This is a genomic window from Burkholderia sp. Ac-20379, from assembly GCF_017104645.1.
Lineage (GTDB): Bacteria > Pseudomonadota > Gammaproteobacteria > Burkholderiales > Burkholderiaceae > Burkholderia.
The window spans coordinates 1-3442 of sequence record NZ_JAAGPF010000507.1 but is presented as its reverse complement, the minus strand read 5'-3'; the positions used below and the strand labels follow the sequence as shown (position 1 = coordinate 3442).

The following is a 3442-nucleotide window of genomic DNA, read 5'->3' as shown; positions in this document are numbered from 1 at the left end:
GAGGCCGCGCCGCCGTTCATCACGCATCTCGTGCAGCATGCCGAGCGCTCGATCACGCTCAAGCAGCTCGCCACCGGGCAGGTGGTGATCGGCGGCGGCTGGCCGGCCCGGCTCGATGCCGGCGCGGCCGGGCCGGTGGTGGAGTTCGACAGCCTGGCCGGCAACCTCGCGCTTGCCCAGTCGCTCGTGCCGGCGCTCGCGCCGCTGCAGGTGATCCGCACCTGGGCCGGCATCAACGCGAAGGTCGACGGGCGCGGCGTGCTCGGCGAAATGCCGGGGCGGCCAGGCCTGTTCGCGGCGATTCCGGGCGACGCCGGCTACACGCTCGGGCCGTTGAGCGCGCGGCTGGTCGCCGATCTGATGCTCGGCCGCGATCCCGGCGAGGATCTCGCGCATTACGCCACGGATCGTTTCGCGCTCGCGGCGTGAGCGCCGGGCGGGCGCGGTCTTGCCGCGTCGTCGTGCCCCGAACGGCCCGCCAGTGCGAACTGCGCGGGCCGTTTTTTTTGCGGCGACGATGCGCGGATGCCGCCGCCCCATGCGAAAACGGGCCGCGCCTGCGCGGCGCGGCCCGTCGTGACGGGCGGGGCGATCAGAAGCGGTGGCGCAGCGCGAGCCGCACGCTGGCCTGCGTGTTGGAAGTCGACGGCGTGAACAGGTAGCCCTGCACGGCGTCGAGGCCCGACGAGGTGCGCAGGTAGGAGCCTTGCAGGTAGACGTCGGTCTGCTTCGACAGCAGGTAGTCGAAGCCGAGGCTCGCCTCGTTGTAGTGCTGGCGCTCGAACGTCGAATAGAAGTAGCCGGCCGACACCACGAACGACGGATGCACCGTCCACGAGGCGCCCACGTCGTAGGTGCGCAGCGTGTTGGTCTGGCCGAAGCCCTTGAACCAGACGTCCGAGTACGCGACGCCGAACACGATGTTCGGCGAGGGCAGCGAATAGCTCGCGCCGAGCGTCAGCACGCTCTGGCTGTCGATCGCCAGCGGCGTGCTCGCGAACGAATCGGTCACCGCGCCGGTGACCGGGTTGCGCACCGCCGTGGTCTGGCCGAGGAACGTGAACGCGCCCATCGACGCATACGGATCGATCGCGTTCGAGCCGTTCGGATTGTTCATGCGCAGGAACACGCCGCCGAACGAATACGGGCCGTGGTTGTACTGGAAGCCGCCCGCCCACGAGCTGTCTTCCTTGAGGCTGCCGGCCACGTTGCCGAACGCGTACATGCCGCCGAACTGCAAGCCGTTGAAATCGGCGCTCTTGATCTTCACGGCGTTGTCGAGGCGCTCCCAGCCCATCCGGTCGAGGTCGCCCTGGTGGGTCGCGTAGCCGCTGGCCCAGGCGCTCATCGCATATTGCGCGGTGTAGTCGTAGACCAGATCGTACTGGCGGCCCAAGGTGACGGTCGCCCACGGCGTTTCGAGGCCGACCCACGCCTGCCGGCCGAACAGCCGGCCGCCCTGGCGCGCCTGCCCGTTCAGCGCATTGAAGCCGTTCTCGAGCGTGAACAGCGCCTTCATGCCGCCGCCCAGTTCCTCGACGCCCTTGAAGCCGAGACGGTTACCGGACGCGATCGAGTCGTCCATCTTGATGTTGTGGGCGCCCCCTTCGTTGCTGACGTAGGTGGGGCCGACATCCATCACGCCATAGATCGTGACGCTGCTCTGGGCGTGGGCGAGACCGGCGGCGGTGGCCACCCCGGCGAACACGGCAAAACGACGGATCGTACTCATGCAATTCCACTCCCTGACATTGACCGACTGATTTAGGAATGCCAATCGATTTGCGCATGTGCCTGCCGTGCCCCCGACAGGGGACACCGGTCGGCAGTCCGGACCGTTTCCCCTGGGTGTGCGCCAAGCGCACAACACAAACCTTAGGCGTACATCGCTTTATTTGAAAGCGTGCGCCATGCTAACATCTGGGCGCAATGTGAACAAAATAGTCGGGCGGAAATTTCGACGCCGTTTCAGGGTGAATACCCTGATACAGCGCGTAATTTCGGAGAAATAAGCTGTCTGGGGTCGGAGGTGTGGCAGGGGACACGAACAGGCAGGCATTCGTTGGGCGGCAAATTGGTGCGTTTATTTGTCAAAAATGTGCGCACCGCGCCCAAACAAACATTCAATATCGGAGTAATCAGTGAGCAAAACCTTCCGCGGCAGCTATGGCGTGACCGTCACGCCATTCACGGATGACGGCAAGTCGATCGACGAGGCGGCGCTGAAGCGCTTCCTCGACTGGCAAATCGAGGCCGGCTCGCCCGGCGTGATCATTCTCGGCACCACCGGCGAATTCCTGACGATCTCGGACGACGAGCGCACGCGCTACGTCGAGGCGACGGTCAGGCACGTCGCCGGCCGCATGGACGTGCTGGTCGGCACCATGAACGCCTCGACGGCGAACGCGGTGCGCTACACGCGCGAGGCCGAGGCGCTCGGCGCCGACGGGCTGATGATCGTGCCGCCTTACTACTACACGCCCACCGAGGACGAGATCTTCGGCTACTACCGCGCGATCTCGGAGGCGACCTCGCTGCCGATCATGCTGTACAACAACCCGGTCACCACCAACGTCGACATGTCGGCGGCGCTGGTCGCGAAGATGACGCGCGCGTTCGACAACGTCCGCTACATCAAGGAAGCGAGCCTCGACGCCGCGCGCGTCTACGACATCGTCGAAGCCACCGGCGGCGTGATGAACGTGTTCGCCGGCGAGCGTCCGGTCGAATGCTTCCTGCTCGGCGCGGTCGGCTACGTGAATCCGTACGCGAACTACATTCCGGAAGCGTCGACGCGGCTCTGGAACGCGCTGGTGGAAGGCAAGCTCGACGAAGCGCGCCATATCCAGAAGATGATCGCGTCGTTCGACCGGATCATCGCGGAAGGCCATCCGACCTACGGCCACCAGTGCTATTCGAAGGCGCTGTCGGCCGCGCGCGGCTACCCGGTGGGCGACGTGCGGCCGCCGCTGACCACGTTCGCCGCGCTCGGCGAGGAAGGCATCGAGCGACGCAAGCGCATTCTCGCGATCATCGAGGAACTCGACGCCTACGTGTGCGAGCGCGCCCGGCATGGCTGAGCGCGACGCGCAGGCGGGCGCGCCCGCGTTGTTCACGCCGTTCGCGCTGCGCGGCGTGACCTGGCGCAACCGGCTGCTGGTCGCGCCGATGTGCCAGTACCGCGCGCATGAAGGCGCGACCGGCGACTGGCACGTCGCGCATCACGCGCGGCTGGCGCTTGCCGGCGTGGGCGGCGCGCTGATCGAGGCCACCGCGGTGACGCGCGACGGCCGCATCAGCGAAGGCTGCGCGGGCCTGTGGGACGACGCCCAGATCGACGGGCTCGCCCGCATCGCCGCGCGCTATCACGAGCAGCAGGCGCCGGTCGGCATCCAGCTCGGGCACGCGGGCCGCAAGGGCAGTTCGGCGGCGCCGTGGGACG

3 protein-coding genes and 1 pseudogene are annotated in these 3442 nt (G+C 67.1%); 3 read left to right on the top strand and 1 reads right to left on the bottom strand.

All coding sequences use genetic code 11. From position 1 onward, the window contains the following. Positions 1 to 429: FAD-dependent oxidoreductase (locus tag G3N92_RS32060; RefSeq protein WP_206131549.1), on the top strand; the 429-nt coding region annotated here is incomplete at its 5' end. A 163-nt stretch (positions 430 to 592) separates the two neighbouring features. Here G3N92_RS32060 and G3N92_RS32055 read toward each other — a convergent pair. Further along, positions 593 to 1732, bottom strand: coding sequence for a porin (locus tag G3N92_RS32055; protein WP_206131548.1), 1140 nt, complete (start codon positions 1730 to 1732; stop codon positions 593 to 595). 409 nt (positions 1733 to 2141) lie between these two features. Between G3N92_RS32055 and G3N92_RS32050 the strand changes: the two genes are divergently transcribed. After that, positions 2142 to 3080 carry a dihydrodipicolinate synthase family protein gene (locus G3N92_RS32050; RefSeq protein WP_206131547.1) on the top strand — a complete coding sequence of 313 codons (939 nt, stop codon included), beginning with the start codon at positions 2142 to 2144 and terminating at the stop codon, positions 3078 to 3080. Then, positions 3073 to 3442, top strand: a pseudogene (locus tag G3N92_RS32045) (oxidoreductase); the annotation flags it as partial. The gene G3N92_RS32050 and the pseudogene G3N92_RS32045, both read left to right, overlap by 8 nt.

Excerpts from the sequence above, each read along its gene's own strand:
- G3N92_RS32055 (WP_206131548.1), bottom strand. The coding sequence starts at position 1,732 with ATGAGTACGATCCGTCGTTTTGCCGTGTTCGCCGGGGTGGCCACCGCC.